We start from the raw sequence: 16,042 nt of genomic DNA on the forward strand, positions 1-16,042 counted from the left end.
TACGACTATGGATACCCGTCACCCACCCGTTCGTTTCTCGCAGCGTCTGATCAGCTGGATTGTCTGCGGCCTGATGGTCTGGCAGCCGATGGCGCCTGCCGTCGCGGCGGCGCTCACGCCGGCCGGACAGGCCACGGTCGATCGGGCGGGGAACGGGGTGCCGGTCGTCAACATCGCCACGCCCAACGGGGCGGGTATCTCGCATAACCAGTTCGGTGAGTATAACGTCGGCAAAGAGGGGCTTATCCTTAACAACGGCACGGACCGTTTAACCCGGACCCAGCTGGGCGGGCTTATCCAGAACAACCCCAACCTGCAGGCCGGGCGGGAAGCGAAAGGCATTATCAACGAAGTCACGGGTGCCAGCCGCTCGCAGCTGCAGGGCTACACGGAAGTTGCCGGTAAAGCAGCAAACGTCATGGTGGCCAACCCGTACGGCATTACCTGTAACGGGTGCGGATTTATCAACACCCCGAACGTCACCCTGACCACGGGGAAACCGCAGTTCGACGCCAGCGGTAACCTGCAGGCGCTGGAGGTGACGAAAGGGGCCATCACGGTTGAAGGGCAGGGGCTGGATGCCAGTAAAAGCGACGCGCTGTCGATTATTGCGCGCGCGACGGAAGTGAACGCCGCGATACACGCGAACGACCTGACGGTGACGGCAGGGGCGAACCGCGTGGGCGCAGACGGCAGCGTCAGGCCGGTTGCCGGTGAGGGCGCCGCGCCCGTGGTGGCCGTGGATACCGGCGCGCTCGGCGGGATGTATGCGAACCGTATTCGCCTGGTCTCCAGCGAGACGGGCGTGGGGGTGAACCTCGGCAACCTCACCGCGCGCCAGGGCGACATTCAGCTGGACGCGGGCGGGAAACTGACGGTCACGAACAGCCTGGCCAGCGGCTCGATTACCGCGAATGGCGCGGGGGTGGCCCTCAGCGGCAGCCATCAGGCCGGTGGCGCGGTGAATGTAACCAGCTCGCAGGATGTGAAACTCAATAACAGCACGCTCGCCAGCCAGGGCGATATGCGCCTTTCCGCTGCGGGGAAAGTGCAGACGACGGGTGGCGGGACAAACAGCGCGGGCGCGCTGTCGGTGAGCAGCGGGCAGGGGATGACGCTCAGCAATACCTCCCTGGTTTCCCGCGGCGCTGCGACGCTGGACAGTAAAGACACCCTGACCGTCAACGGCGGCGGCGTGTCGGCACAGGGCGGGGCGCTGACCGTCACGAGCAAACAGGGAATGGCGCTTGCGGATGCGACGCTGACGGGTCAGGCCGACACCACGCTGTCCACCGGCGGCAGCCTGACGCAGCGCGGCGGCAGCGTCACCAGCAAAGGCGCGCTCAGCGTGGCGGCCGGGAAAGATATCACCCTGACGAATACCCGCAGCGGAAGCAATACCCGCGCGACGCTCAGCAGCGGCGGCACGCTGTCCTCCGCGGCCAGCGCGGTCTCGGCAGGAGAGAATCTGGCCCTGAGCGGCGGGCAAATAGTCCTGGACGGCCAGAGCCGGGCCGATGCCGCGGGCGATGTTCGCCTGACGGGCAGCGCCGTCAGTAACCAGGGGCAGGTGAATGCGGGGCGCGACATTGCGCTCTCCGGCGACAGGGTGTCCAGCAGCGGCCAGCTGGCGGCGAAAGGCCGCCTTGACGTGAACGCGGGAGAGCTGACGAACGGCGGCACGGCGCAGGGTAACGACGTCACCCTGAAGGGGCAGACGGTCACTAACAGCGGTACCCTGCAGAGCGCCGGCAACCTGGCGCTGAGCGCCGGTACCCTGGAGCAGCGGGGCACGCTCAGCGCGAAAGGCAACGCGAACGTCACGGCGCAGCAGACCCTGCGTAACAGCGGCAGCCTGCTGGCTGACGGGGCGATGCGCGTGACGGCAGACGCGCTTGAGCAGAACGGCACCCTGTCCGGCGCGACGGCGCTGACGGCGCAGGCCGGCACCCTGACCAGCGGTCAGGCGTCCCGCACCACCAGCCAGGGTAACGTACAGATTACCGCGACCCGCAGCGCCAGCCTGAACGGGCAGACGGACGCGGCGGGGGCATTAACCGTCAGCACCGGCGACCTGACCACCGGCCAGGATGCGCACCTGCAGAGCGGGCAGGGGCTTACCCTGCAGGCGAAGAATGCCTCGCTGAACGGCACGCAGGCGGCGAAAGGGGCTCTGTCGGTGACGGCGGGCACCCTTGCGCACGCCGGGAAATCCACCGGTAACGCGCTGAGTTTTAACGCGACCGGCGACCTGACCAGCGGCGGCGAGCTCACCGCCAGCGCCATCGCGCTCAGTGGACAGAACATCCTCCAGTCCGGCGTCGCAAAAGCGGACCGCATGACCCTGACGGCCCCCGGGCGCATCACCAGCAGCGGTACGCTGGTTGCCGGTACGCTGGCGCTGGACGGTGCCTCGGTGGAGAACGGCGGGCTGCTGCAGGGGACCACCCTGCTCGACCTGAAGACCGGGTCGCTCACGAACCTCGCCGGCGGGTCGGTCTACAGCGCGCAGGATTTAACGCTGAACGTTCCGGCGCTGGCCAACAGCGGGCTTATCACCACCGACGGCACGCTGCGCATTAAAGGCGACACGCTGACAAACCAGGGTGAAATCAACGGCGTCAGCCTGAGCAGCGACTACCTCAGCCTGACCAACAGCGGGCGCCTGCTGGCGGACGACCGGCTCACCCTGAACGGCACTGCATTTACTAACGCGGGCAATATTGCGGCCGGCGACCTGCACATCACGGCGGACAGCCTGCAGAACCAGGGCACCGTCGGGGGGGACGCGGCCCTGACGCTCGGCGTGGCAGACCTCACTAACCGGGGTGCGCTGCGCAGCGGCGGAACGCTCACGCTTAACGGTGAAACGCTGGCCAACAGCGGCGAGCTCAGCGCCACCGCGCTGCTGCTGAGCCTGACCCGCCAGGCCAGCAACGATGCCGACGGGCGGGTGATTGCCCGGGACGGCCTGACGCTGACTACCGCCAGCCTGACGAACGGCGGCCTGATGGCCGGTACCGACGCGCAGTTTAACAGCGCGTCGGTGACCAACGGCGGCACGCTGCAGGGGACCCGTTCCCTGACGGCGACCGGGGCACAGCTCAGCAACCTGCAGGCGGGCATGCTGCTCTCCGGCGGCGCGCTCGGCCTGCGCCACACCACCCTGACCAACGCCGGGCTGCTGCAGGGCAACACCCTGAACCTGGCCACCGGCGAGTGGATGAATACCGGCAACGCGCTGGGGGAAGCGGGCGTGACGGCGGCGGTGACCGGCACGCTGACCAACAGCGGCAAGGTGCTCAGCCAGCAGGCGCTGGACGTCCAGGCCGGCAGCACCGGTAACCGGGGCCAGCTGCTGGCGAAAGTGCTGACCCTGCGGGGCGACCTGCAGAACAGCGGCCTGCTTCAGGGCAGCAGCACGCTGGCCTGGTCCGGCAACACCTTCACGAACCAGCCTCAGGGCCAGGTGACGGGCGGCGAGACCCTGACGCTCAGCGGACAAACGCTGAGCAACGCGGGCAGCCTGCAGGGGCGCAGCGCGACGCTTGACGCCGGGAGCCTGAATAACCAGGGCAGCGTTCAGACGCTGGACGCCCTGACCCTTTCCACGACCGGCAGGCTGGATAACACGGGCGCCCTGCTCAGCCAGAACCTGTTCACGCTGACGGCGGCGCAGCTGTTCAACGACGGCCAGCTGGCCGGGAAGGCGCTGACGGTGAAGGCTGCGCAGCTGAACAACACCGGGATTCTTCAGGGCAACGACACGCTGGCGCTGACCACCCGCGCGCTGAGCAACGGCGCCACCGGGCAGCTGATTAGCGGCAGTTCGCTGGACCTGTCCCTCGACACGCTCGATAACGCCGGCCTGCTGCTGGTGAACGGCGGGTTTACCCTGCGGGGCAGCGACCTGACCAACCGGGGCGATATTCAGGCGCAGGACCTGGATTTGGGCCTGAGCAGTGCCCTGACCAGCACGGGGAACATCGTTGCCACCGGAGATGCCGCGCTTCACGCGACGACGCTGACCAGCAGCGGCACGGTGGCGGGCAAAACGCTGACAGCTGGCGCGACGGAGCTGCGCAACAGTGGCCTGATGCAGGGCAGCAGCGCGGTTAACGCCGCCGCTGACCGCTTTATCAACGAGCAGAACGGCAAATGGCTCTCCGGCGGCGGCTTCACGCTGACGGGCGGAGAGCTGACGAACGCCGGTACGCTGCAGGGCGCGACGCTGGGCATGACCGGCACCACCCTCACCAACAGCGGCACGGTGAACGGGCAGACGGGACTCAGCGGCACGCTCGGCGGGGCGTTAACGAATACCGGGCTGCTGCAGAGCGGCGGCACGACCGCCTTCACCGCGGACACCCTGGCGAACCCGGGGCGCATCACTGGCGGTACGCTGTCCCTCACCGCCCGCGAGATGAACAACGGCGGGCTGATGCAGGGAACGAACGGCCTGGCGCTCACCGGCACCGCGCTGACCACGGGCGCGGCCTCGCGCACCCTCTCCGGCGGCATGCTGACGCTGGATGCAGGCCAGCTGACCACCCAGGGCACGCTGCAGGGGAACGGCGCGGACATCCGCGCCAGCGACTGGACGCACGGCGGGTCCCTGCTCAGCCAGGGAGCGCTGACGGCCACGACCGGCGGCACGCTGACCTCAGCCGGCTCGCTGATGAGCCAGGGGCGGGCGGATATCACCGCACAGACGCTGGATAACCGCGGGCAGCTCCTCAGCGAGGGCGATGTGACGCTCGGCGGCAGCACCCTTAAAAACAGCGGCACCGTGCAGGGGAACACCCTCGCGCTGCATCAGAACAGCATTAACAACCAGGGCACGCTGACCGGCCTGCAGAGCCTGACCGTTCAGGGGGAGCAGCGGCTGATGGCGCGCATGGCGATGGCCGTGCCGCAGCAGGCGCTGATTAACGGCGCAGGCGGCAGGCTTCTCACTCAGGGCGCGCTGACCATTGCATCCGGCGCGGTGACCAACGCCGGCAGCTGGCAGGCGCAGAACATCCTGCTTAACGCGCAGTCGCTCAGCAACAGCGGCACGGTGCAGAGCGCCGACGGGCTGCAGATGACGCTGGCCGACACGCTCACCGGAACCGCGGGCAGTAAGATCACCGCGCTGGGTGCGGCCACGCTGCAGGCCGCCACGCTGGCGAACCAGGGGCAGTGGGCGGCGAAAAACCTGACGCTGACGGGCGGCACGCTCAGCAACAGCGGCGCCATCAGCGGCGTGAATGGCCTGACCCTCAGCCAGACCGGCGCGGTCAGCCAGCAGTCGACCGGCACCCTGCTCTCCGGCGGGGCGCTGAACGTCACGGCGGCCTCCGTCACCAGCGAGGGCAAAATGCAGGGGAGCACGCTCGGCATCACCACCGGGGCGCTCACCAACAACGGACGTCTGCAGGGCGATAACGGCGCGACGCTGGCCCTCAGCGGGACGCTGACCAACAGCAGCGGAGGCGAAATCGTCAGCCGCGATGCGCTGACGCTGACCACGCCCGCGCTGTTTAATTACGGCCTTATCCAGGGCGGCGGCGAGACGCGCGTGACCGCCTCCTCGCAGGCGCGTAACGACGGCAGGCTTCTTTCCGGCGCGCGCCTGACGCTCGGCACGCCGCAGTTCACCGGCACCGGCTGGCTGCAGGCCACCGACCTGATCCTGAATGCGGCAAACGCTACCAACGGCGGCACGTGGGTGGCCGACCGGGCCACCCTGACCGGCACCGCGTTTGCCAGCCAGGGCACCACCCAGGCGGGACAGCTGACGGTTAACTACGGCCAGCTGAACAACAGTGGCACGCTGCTCGGCAACGCGCAGCTGAACATTAATGCCGACCAGGTAACCCAGAGCGCGGGCGGCAGGCTGCTGAGCGGCGGCAACCTGTGGCTGCAGAGCCGGGGGCTGGACCTGACCGGCCAGCTGGTCTCCCTGGGGGACTTAACGCTGCAGCTGACGAACGCGTTTACCAGCCGGACCGCCGTGGCGGCAGGCAGAACCCTGACCATCAGCAGCGGCGGCGACATCGATAACCGCAGCGTGCTGCAGGGGCAGGCGGTTAACCTCAGCGCGGGCGGGCAGCTCAGCAACAACGGACAAATCACCACCGGCGGCGGCGCGAGCACGCTCTCCGGCAGCAGCGTGGCGCTGAACGCCGCGGGCTCGGTGCAGGGCGGAGGCGACATCACCGTTGCCAGCCGGAGCAATATTACCGTGGACGGCTTCACCGGCACGCGCGGCTCGCTGACCCTGAGCGCGCCGGGGTCCATCGTCAACACCGCGCTGCTGTACGCGGCGAATAACCTGGCGCTGTTTGCCGACAGCATCACCAACCAGCGCGGCGACATCATGGCGGGGAATAACCTGTGGATGCAGCGGGATGCAGCGGGGAATGCGAACAGCCAGGTGGTGAACACGTCGGGGAATATTGAGACGCAGAATGGGGATATTGCGATCAGAACGGGGCATTTGCTGAATACCCGTGATGGACTTTCGGTAAATAGCTGGACGGAGACTTCACAACTGGCTGAAAACGTCGGTGATGCAACGATTGAACTGCTTGTCCTGAGTCTCCCTTCAACGTCTTACAGAATCAGCAATACGAAAACCAAAGGATATCGCAACTGTACTTGTGCAATTGAGTACGATATTTACAGTTCATCTTTTGTTCCTACCGCAGAGAGCAGCCAAATGCGCTTTGCTGGCTCAGTGGTACATCTTGATGTAAGTGCGAGCGGTGGCGCGGGGCGCATCGCTTCCGGGCGCGATTTGGTTATCAATGCTGGTACTCTGGAAAATAAATCAAGTCAAATACTGAGTGAACGTAACGCATCTCTTTCAGGCTCGCAGCTGAACAATGAGAGCTATCAATCGGGAACAACGGGGACTTTTTATAATTATAAGTATCTCAGTTCTACTGGGGGTTCATCTTCGGAATCGGGATATCCTGGACCAAAAGCTAACTCGACCTTTATTTATGAGTTACAAGGTCTGACGACTGAATCTGTGGAGGGCGAAACCTTACGCGCCGTCATCCAGGCGGGCGGCAACGTCACCGCAAACTTCACCAGTAACATCAGCAACACCAGTACCACTGCGAACGCGGGCGGCGTCAGCAACGTCATCTCCACGCCGTCGCTGAACGCCCTCAGCAATCAGAGTGTCGGCAGCGGCGTGCAAAAACAGGGGCTGAACGCTACCGGCACCGTGGCGGTGAACTCGCCGCAGTGGAACGATCGGCTCCAGGGTGCGCTGCAGCAGCTTAACGGCGGCGGCGCGCTGGAAAACGGCGGCGCGTCCGGCACGCCTCTCAGCAACATTGCCACGACGCAGAAAGGCAACGCGAACCTCGGCCAGCTGGGCGCGCTGGCGAACGCCGGGGTCACCACCGCCGATCTCCGAACCGCTCAGGGCGGAGCCGTCGGGCATTATCAGGGCCAGCGCGTCGATACCAGCGCTTACCCGCTGCCGTCGGGCAACAACGGCTATTTTGTCTTCTCCGACAACCCGAAAAGCCCGTACCTGATCGGCATCAACCCGAAACTGAACGGTCTCGGACAGCTTGATCCCGCCCTGTTTGCCGACCTGAACGCAATGCTCGGGATCAAACCGTCGTCCACGGCGCCGCAGGAGACGCGGCTGGCGTTTACGGACGAGAAGCAATTCCTCGGCTCGTCCTACATGCTGGGCCGCCTCAACCTGAACCCGGACTACGATTACCGCTTCCTCGGCGATGCGGCGTTCGATACCCGCTACGTTTCCAACGTGGTGCTCAACCAGACCGGTAACCGTTACCTGAACGGCATCGGCTCCGATCTGGATCAGATGCGCTATCTGATGGACAACGCCGCGGCGGCGCAGCAGTCGCTGGGCCTGCAGTTTGGCGTCTCGCTGACCGCCGATCAGATTGCCGCGCTCGACCACAGCCTGCTGTGGTGGGAGAAAGCCACTATCAACGGCGAAACGGTGATGGTACCGAAACTCTACCTGTCGCCGAAGGACGTCACCGTCAACAACGGCAGCGTGATCGCGGGCAACAACGTCACCCTGAAGGGCGGCAGCATCACCAACGGCGGCAGCACGCTGCTGGCGCAAAACAGCCTGACGCTCGACAGCCAGAACAGCATCAGCAACCTCAGCAACGGCCTGATGAAAGCGGGCGGCGACCTGAACCTGAGCGCCATCGGCGATATCAATAACATCAGCTCCACCATCAGCGGCAAAACGGTCGCGCTGGAAAGCCTGGACGGCAGCATCAATAACCTGACCCAGGTTGAGCAGATTGATATCAACGCCGGCGGGAAGTACGGCAACATCGGCCTGAAAGACACCCTGCTGGGCAACACGGCGTCCATTACCGCACAGGATGGTCTGTCCCTTGAGGCGGGGAAAAACATCACCGTCACCGGCGCGAACCTGGCCTCCGGCGGCGATATGCTGCTGAACGCGTGGGGCGATATTGCCGTCAACGCGAATCAGATCAACGACGCATTCAGCTCAAGCCGGGCGAAAACCAGCCGTTCGTCCGTCACGTATCAGGGCAGTAACGTCACCGCGGGCGGTAACCTGCTGGTGAATGCCGGGCACAACCTTGACGTGACCGCCAGCGACCTGAAGGCGGGCGGCAGCGCGGGGCTGAGCGCGGGCAACGACCTGAACCTGAACGCAGAGCAAACCAGCGAAAGCAGCCGGAAAGGGAAAAGCGAGTCCCACAGCACCGGGCTTGACCGCACCACGATTTCCGCAGGCGATAACCTGGTCCTGAAGGCCGGACAGGATATCAACGCCCAGGCCGCCGCGCTGGCGGCGGAGAAAAGCGTCGGACTGCAGGCGGGTCGCGACGTGAATCTGGCTGCAGAAGAGACCACGCAGGGCGACAGCTACAGGTCAGGCAAGAAAACCGTCATCAACGAATCGGTGCGTCAGCAGGGAACCGAGATCGCCAGCGGGGCGAATACCCAAATCCTCGCCGGGCGCGATGTCACCACCGAAGCCGCGCAGGTGACGGCGAAGGGCGATATCGGCGTGGCGGCAGGCCGCGACGTCAATCTCAATACCGCAACCGAAAGCGACTATCACTACAAAGAGCAGACCAAAACCAAAAAAGGGTTCCTGAGCAAGAAAAGCACCCACACCATCGAGGAGAACAGCGCGACGCGTGAATCCGGCTCATTGCTGAGCGGCGACAACGTGCAGGTGGTTGCGGGCAATAACCTGTTGGTGTCAGGCTCCGCCGTCGCGGGCGATGGCGACGTGAAGCTGAAGGCGGGCAACAACGTCGATATCGTGGCGGCCACGAACAGCGATACCTCCTGGCGCTTTAAGGAAGAGAAAAAATCCGGCCTGATGGGCTCGGGCGGGATTGGCTTCACCATCGGCAGCAGCAAAAGCACGCACGATCTCCGTGAGAAGGGCACCACTCAGAGCCAGAGCTTCAGTACGGTGGGTTCGACGGGGGGTAACGTCGCGATTTCTGCCGGAAACCAGGCCCATATCGGCGGTGCGGATCTTATCGCCGGGAAAGATTTAAGCCTCAGCGGCGACAGCGTCATCATCGAGCCGGGGCACGACAAGCGCACCCGGGATGAAACCTTCGAGCAGAAGAAAAGCGGGCTCACCGTGGCGCTCTCCGGCACCGTCGGTAGCGCTATTAACAATGCCGTGAGCGCGGCGCAAGAGACCAAAGAGCAAAGTGATGGACGTCTGAAAGCCCTTCAGGCCACCAAAACGGTGCTGTCCGGCGTGCAGGCCGGGCAGGCTGCGGATATGGCGGCAACCACCGGCGACCCGAACGCAATGGGTGTGAGCCTCTCGCTGACGACCCAGAAGTCGAAATCACAGCAGCATGCTGAGAGTTATGCGGTGGCAGGCAGCACGCTGAACGCAGGCAACAATCTCTCCATCGCCGCGAACGGCAAAAACAACGGCGTGAACAGCGGCGACATCGTGATTGCGGGTAGCCAGCTGAAAGCCGGGGGCGACACCACGCTGGATGCGCAGAACGACATTCTGCTGTCCGGCGCGGCGAATACCCAAAAAACCAGCGGCAAGAACAGCAGCAGCGGTGGCGGTATTGGCGTGAGCATCGGTGCCGGAGGCAGCGGCGCGGGTATCAGCGTGTTTGCCAACGTCAACGCCGCGCACGGCAAGGATAAAGGCAACGGTACCGACTGGACCGAAACCACCATCGACAGCGGCAAAACCGTCACCCTTAAAAGCGGGCACGACACCGTGCTCAACGGGGCCCAGGTTAACGGCGATAAAATCGTGGCAGATGTTGGTCACGATCTGCTGATGCGCAGCCAGCAGGGCAACAGCGACTACGACAGCAAGCAGACCAGCGTTGCGGCGGGGGGCAGCTTCACCTTCGGCACCATGTCCGGTTCAGGCTATATCAACGCCAGCCAGGACAAGATGAAGAGCCGCTTTGATTCGGTGGCCGAACAAACCGGGCTGTATGCCGGGGACGGCGGCTTCGACATCACCGTCGGGCATCACACCCAGCTTGATGGCGCGGTTATCGCCTCTACCGCCACGCCGGATAAAAACAGCCTCGACACCGGGACGCTGGGCTTCAGCGATATCCACAACGAAGCGGACTTTAAAACCTCGCACTCCGGTATCAGCCTGAGCGGCGGCGGCAGCTTTGGAGATAAATTCCAGGGCAACCTGCCGGGGGGCATGATTTCCGCTGCGGGTAATAAAGGCCATAAGGAAGGCACCACGCAGGCAGCCTTAGCAGAAGGCTCCCTCACTATCCGCGACAAGGCAAACCAGAAGCAGGACGTAGCCGATCTGAGTCGCGACACCGAACATGCCAACGACAGCATCAGCCCGATCTTCGACAAGGAGAAAGAGCAGAACCGCCTGAACGCAGTTGGAATGATCAGCGAAATTGGCAGCCAGGTGGCGGATATTGCCAGGACGCAGGGTGACCTGAACGGGCTGAAGGCGGCACAGAAAGAAACCGGCGCAACACTCCCCGCAAACGCGACAGAGAAACAGCGCCAGGATTATCTGGCGAAACTGCGAGATACCCAGGCATACAAAGAAGTGATGGTGACGTACGGAACCGGCAGCGCCATGCAGCGCGGTATCCAGGCGGCCACTGCAGCGCTGCAGGGACTGGCGGGCGGCAATATCGGAGGGGCGCTGGCGGGCGCGTCAGCACCGGAGCTGGCGTACATTATCGGTCACCGTGCAGGCATTAATGACGACACGGCGGCAAAAGCGATTGCCCATGCCATCCTCGGCGGCGTAACCGCCGCCCTTCAGGGTAACAGTGCCGCAGCGGGCGCTGTGGGGGCTGCATCCGGCGAACTGATTGCGACAGCGATTGCCAAACAGCTCTATTCGGTCACAGACCCGTCGACGCTGACGGAAGATCAGAGGCAGACCGTGAGCACGCTGGCGTCTGTTTCAGCGGGCATAGCTGGCGGGATTGCTGGGGGGAATACGGCTGGTGCGGCGGCTGGGGCTAGTGCCGGGAAGAATAGTGTTGAGAATAATGAGTTTGGCCTACCTGGAATGGGCAGTTACTTGCAGTCTCAGGGCTCGCTGATGTTTAACACTAATTTGATTGATGAAAATGGAAATATCATGAATCCGATGAGTGATGAAGAGAAAGTTAAAGCCTCTCAACACATGGTCGTAGGCGATATGCCAGACAGTACAAATATTACGAAGGTGATTGTAAATGGTTACAAAGATGGTGTGATGATAGCGGGCGCGGCGTATTTGGCTCCGGTTGCAACCGCTGGGAAAGTGGTCGGGGGGATAGTAATAGCGGAAATTGCGAATGGGACATATCAATGGTTTGATATTAACAGCGAAAAGAATCTTAGTCTCCCGGTTAGCCAGCAAAAAACATGGGATTATAAATCGAGTTTATCGGTAGGCGTCTCCGCGGCATTAGTGGCAGGGCGCGGACCACTGGCTGGTCTGGGGATTTCTTACGGCGGTACTTTGTTCACAGATGGCGCGGATCCCGGTGCTTTTGCAGGAACGACGTCTGGATGGATATTTGGTTCGCTAGTCAACGTGGTTGCTCCACCGTTGCTTAGTCCTGTGCTAGGCCCGGGAAGTGCGCCAGTTAGCGATATTATTGGTTCTCTGGGGGGAGAGTTTATCGGCAATGCTGTTAAAGATGAGGTGAACAAAAATGACAAAAAATAAACCTACTATCGCCAGGTTACTGTTCAGCATTGCCTACCTGTTTGTTTGCTGCCTGGTGTTTTTCTCTCTGGCCCTGATTGTCGTTAAATTCATCATCAGCCATGAAGTGGTTTTTGACCGGCCAGAGATCAAGCGGGTGGTCGTTGTAAGCGCTATTGCAGCAATCGCGGCAGCCGTCAGATCGTGGTTATATGCATTACTCGATGAACGCAAGATACGAAGGAAGCCCCCGGAGTAATGTCGAGTTTGGGACTATGTTTCTTTTTGTTGGGCTTCTAAGGAGGAGAATGCGGCTTACCCCAGCCTCTCCACCCTCGTCTCCCCCTCCGCCATAGACAGCTGATACAGCGAAAACGATCGCTGTTTCTCAATCAACTGCGCCAGCTCCGGCGAGTGGCTGGTGAGCCAGATCTGCGAGTAGCGGCTGGCCTCGGCAATTAAGCTCGCCAGGGCGGGCAGCATCTGTGGGTGCAGGCTGTTTTCCGGTTCGTTCAACGCGATAAACGCCGGTGGGCGCGGGCTGAGCAGCGCTACCGCAAGGCACAGAAAGCGCAGGGTGCCGTCGGAGAACTCCGCCGGTTCCAGCGGTCTGCTCAGCCCCTCGCGCTGCATCATCATGCGAAAACGTCCGCCAGTGTTGTCGCTGTAAAACACGCAGCCGGGGAAGGCCTGATCGAGGATGCGCATCAGCAGCAGCTCGTCGCCAATCTCGACAATGGTCTGAAACGCGGCCGCCAGGTTAGCGCCGTCGCTGGCCAGCACCGGAGAGCGGAAGCCGACCTGCGGAGCCCGCATTGCCGAGCCGATTGATACAGAAAACTCATGATAAAATCGCCAGTTACGCAGGGACTCCCGCATCTGCGACACTTCCGGGTAAAGGTGTGGTTCGCCGAGCTGTCCGAATACCGATTCGTTCTCGTACAGCGTGCCGCTGTGGGTCACCTTCTCGTGATGCACGTTGTTCAGAAACACCGCCTGGTTCTTACGCTTCATCAGCTGTGACGAAGGACGACGGTGCTGGCCGCTCAGCCAGATGGACTCCTCTTTGATCACCGGGTCGAGCTGAAACTGCGAGGGATAGGGCAGCTTCTCCACAAACCCGACCTGCAGCTCGTATTCGTAGGTCTCTGTTTCCACCGCGAGGTTCATCCGCCGCAGCTGGTCGCTGCGGGTTTTGCCTGCCCAGAACACCTTCAGAATGCCGCCCTCGTTCGCCAGCGCCTGGGAAAACTGCCCCTGAGCGGCGCTGTGCATTAGATGTATCGCCTTGTAGATATTGGATTTCCCGGTGCCGTTCGGGCCGAAGACGATGTTGAGCTGCTCCAGCTCCAGCGACATGTCGCGGATGGAGCGGTAGTTTTGAATGTGCAGGGTGTTGATCACAGGCAGGCCCCTTTTTGCAGAATAGGCCTGTATATAATCACAGTCTTTGAGATGAAATGCAAAAAAGAGACGACAGTGAGGATGTCGTCTAAACGGGGTACTGCTTTGGGCCTCTATGGGTCAATGGGGCCTTCGCATTTTTTTCATCACTTGACTGCCAGACGCAGACCCAAATCATCAGGATAGGGATCAAAGTAGTTTTGCGTCATCAGATACCGGTCGGGGTATTCGGCCAGGTAGTGCTTCAGCAGCGTGATCGGGGCGAGGATTGGCAACTGTCCGTTGCGATAGTGCAGAATCACGTCGCGCAGCTCGCCGCGCTGGCGGGTGTTAAGCTGATTACGAAAATAGCCCTGAATATGCATCAGCACGTTGGTGTGATTCTTCCGCGAGGCGGGTTTTTTCAGGATGGTCATCAGCTTTTCCCGGTACGCCACGAAGAAGGCGTCCAGGTCTTCCCACTCGTGCAGCGAGGCAACGAACGGGCCGATTTCACGGTAACCCGCCTGATGGTGCGCCAGCAGCTGGAGCTTATAACGGCTGTGGAAGTCCAGCAGCGCGCGGCGCGTGAGGCCATTTTTACGCAGTGTGTTCAGTTCGTGCAGGGCAAAAACTCGTTCGACAAAGTTTTCCCGCAGCACCGGGTCGTGCAGGCGTCCGTCCTCTTCCACGGGCAGCCACGGCCAGGTTTCAAGGAGGGCTGCGGTGAACAGCCCGACCCCCTCCTTGCGGCCCCGGTTGCCGTTTTCATCGTACAGCCGCACGCGTTCCAGGCCGCAGCTTGGGGATTTTGCACAGACGATAAATCCCGACAGATCGCCGATTTTTGGCAGATAGTCCGCCGTAAAGTCGGCCATTTTCTGCGTGAGGTCATCATGAGGCGGCTTGCTAAAACGGAGCTGCGTTTCGCCGCTTTCCGTCAGCGTCAGGCGTATGGCCGGGCGAGGCGTCGGCAGGCCGATGGCCATCTCCGGGCAGACGGGTCTGAAATTCACCCACTGGGCCAGCTCATCCATGACGAAGCCCATACGCTTGTGTCCGCCGTCAAAGCGAACGGCGGATCCGGTCAAACATCCGCTAATACCCAGCACTGGTTTCGTCGTCATGGTGTGGTCCTCCCGTTCATATAATTAAAACTTACACAACATGACTAATTTGTCCAAGTATTCGCGGAACTATTTTTTTTATTCCTTTAGAATCAATGCGCCTTAGCTGCCCTTATAGGTCGAGTAACCGTACTGGCTCAGCAGAAGCGGGATGTGCAGCTTCTCGTTGGTGCGTGTCACGGTAAATAGCACCGGGATCTCCGGGAAGAAGGTGTCCAGCTTTTTGCCGTGGAAGTACTCTGCGGTTTTGAAGGTCACTTTATACACGCCAGGCTGCATGTCCTGGTCCTGCGGATAGAGTGATTTGATGCGTCCGTCCTGGTCAGTTTTACCGCTGGCGATCGGGGTCCATTTGTCCTGCTGCTGCTTTTCCAGCGTTACGGTGACGCCCGGTGGAGGCGTGCCGGTTTGCTGGTCGAGGATGTGTACGCTCAGGGTGCCGGCCGGGGCGGCGCTAAAGGCGGCAGGGGTAAAGGCCATCGCGGCCAGCATCAGCAGAGGGGCAGTTTTTTTCATGGTGTTTTCCTGTGGAGTTATATGTCACAGGAAAACGTTAGCATCTGCGGCGCGGGAAAATATTCAACTTTTCGTGAAGATTCCCGCAGGAGAAAATTATCAGAGGATAATTACTTCAAGCGATACCTGCTGCTGCCACTGCTCCACCTGCTTTTTCCGCGCGGCGGTGAGCTTGCCGCTGGTGACCAGAAGCCATTTACGCTCCGGGAAAATTTCCGGTGCCAGCGCGTCAGGCGGAACCGGCAGGATGTCGATGCGGTGGCCCTGGCCGGTGCGCGTTAGGGCTTCGAGCCAGATCTCGCACGGGTCGTTCAGGTGCCAGCCGCTGAGCAGAATATTATCGCCCGGCGCTTTTTTATCGCCTTCGAGGCAAAACGAGGTGTAGGCCATGATGATGCCGTCGAGGATCGCGCGCAGGGTCATGGCGGCGGCGACGTTGGCCGAGACCTGGCTGCGCAGCGGGCGCAGCACGTTCGCGACCAGCTCTGGCCTTGGGTACTCGCGTCCGGCGTCGTAAATCATCTGGCGCAGAGACTCGACTTTGCCGTCCTGCAGGCGTTGCAGCATGTTCTGCTGGAGGGTTTGCCAGTTGTTGGTCCGCCCGGGCGTCGGGCGTTCCAGCAGCGGTTTGACTTGGCCGATCGGGACGCCTTTTTTTACCCAGTCGAGGATTTTGAGCGCCTGCTGGACGTCCTCATCGCTGTACTGTCGGTGGCCGCCTTCCGTGCGCTGTGGCTTGAGTAAACCGTAGCGACGCTGCCACGCCCGCAGGGTGGTGGCGGTGATGCCGCTGAGTCTGGCGAATTCGCCGATGGAGTAAGCCATGTCCGTGTCCAGAGTGGAGGAATAC

The 16,042-nt window shown here is 62.1% G+C and carries 5 protein-coding genes and 1 pseudogene; 2 read left to right on the forward strand and 4 right to left on the reverse strand.

What is annotated here, in order from left to right; all coding sequences use genetic code 11:
• Window positions 1–7: 7 nt before the first annotated feature.
• Window positions 8–11,521 (forward strand): annotated as a pseudogene (locus KGP22_RS00255) (hemagglutinin repeat-containing protein); the annotation flags it as partial.
• Window positions 11,522–12,173: 652 nt separating this feature from the next.
• On the forward strand, window positions 12,174–12,425 hold the full coding sequence (locus KGP22_RS00260) for a hypothetical protein (protein WP_127729056.1): 252 nt from the start codon (window positions 12,174–12,176) through the stop codon (window positions 12,423–12,425).
• A 56-nt stretch (window positions 12,426–12,481) separates the two neighbouring features.
• Here KGP22_RS00260 and KGP22_RS00265 read toward each other — a convergent pair whose 3' ends face one another.
• From KGP22_RS00265 to KGP22_RS00280, 4 genes are all read right to left on the reverse strand, one after another.
• Window positions 12,482–13,570 (reverse strand): AAA family ATPase, encoded by a 1,089-nt coding sequence (locus KGP22_RS00265; RefSeq protein WP_223580843.1) that lies wholly within the window; start codon window positions 13,568–13,570, stop codon window positions 12,482–12,484.
• 146 nt (window positions 13,571–13,716) lie between these two features.
• Window positions 13,717–14,676, reverse strand: coding sequence for a DUF523 and DUF1722 domain-containing protein (locus KGP22_RS00270; protein ID WP_111964276.1), 960 nt, complete (start codon window positions 14,674–14,676; stop codon window positions 13,717–13,719).
• Between the two features lie 102 nt (window positions 14,677–14,778).
• Entirely contained in the window at window positions 14,779–15,192 is a 414-nt protein-coding gene (gene uraH, locus KGP22_RS00275) for a hydroxyisourate hydrolase (RefSeq protein ID WP_111964277.1), read from the reverse strand.
• Window positions 15,193–15,291: 99 nt separating this feature from the next.
• A complete protein-coding gene (locus KGP22_RS00280) occupies window positions 15,292–16,017 on the reverse strand; it encodes a MerR family transcriptional regulator (protein ID WP_111964278.1) in 726 nt (241 codons plus the stop codon).
• Window positions 16,018–16,042: the final 25 nt, after the last annotated feature.

This window comes from Enterobacter sp. JBIWA005, from assembly GCF_019968805.1.
Classification (GTDB): Bacteria; Pseudomonadota; Gammaproteobacteria; order Enterobacterales; family Enterobacteriaceae; genus Enterobacter; species Enterobacter vonholyi.

Bases quoted from the DNA above. Each gene is read 5' to 3' on its own strand.
- uraH (WP_111964277.1), bottom strand. From the start codon at position 15,192: ATGAAAAAAACTGCCCCTCTGCTGATGCTGGCCGCGATGGCCTTTACC.
- KGP22_RS00260 (WP_127729056.1), top strand. From the start codon at position 12,174: ATGACAAAAAATAAACCTACTATCGCCAGGTTACTGTTCAGCATTGCC.
- KGP22_RS00280 (WP_111964278.1), bottom strand. From the start codon at position 16,017: ATGGCTTACTCCATCGGCGAATTCGCCAGACTCAGCGGCATCACCGCC.
- KGP22_RS00270 (WP_111964276.1), bottom strand. From the start codon at position 14,676: ATGACGACGAAACCAGTGCTGGGTATTAGCGGATGTTTGACCGGATCC.